Here is a 380-nt window from a genome sequence, read left to right on the forward strand (position 1 = left end):
ACTCCAATTGAGTATGAACACTATATTAAGCACTTATTTGATATCGGAGAACTAAGCAAAGAACTTTATGTTGAATTGAGTTCTGATTTATGAGCAAAGCTTTAGCGATTGACTTTAGTACTTCTAATACTGGTTATGCGTTTCGTAATCCTTTAACAAATGAGTATGTAGTTGGTTCAATAGCAGGTGGTAAAAGCAAAGACCCTTTGGAACGTGCAAAACAAATTGCTGACGGCATAACAGAAGTCATTGAGCATTATAACTTATTTGATTATTTTATTTATATTGAAGAACCTATCATCACGTTCAAGTCTAAAGGAAATATCTCATTGATTAGGGCTAACGGTTCTTTCTTAGGAGTAATGCGTAATCGCCATAAT

1 protein-coding gene is annotated in these 380 nt (G+C 33.7%); it reads left to right on the plus strand.

Annotation, left to right across the window (positions count from 1 at the left end; all coding sequences use genetic code 11):
- Positions 1-89: 89 nt before the first annotated feature.
- On the plus strand, positions 90-380 hold a 291-nt coding region (locus FDX22_RS12160; RefSeq protein ID WP_255432878.1), incomplete at its 3' end, for a hypothetical protein.

This window comes from Citrobacter sp. TBCS-14 (assembly GCF_005280805.1).
Classification (GTDB): domain Bacteria; phylum Pseudomonadota; class Gammaproteobacteria; order Enterobacterales; family Enterobacteriaceae; genus Citrobacter; species Citrobacter gillenii.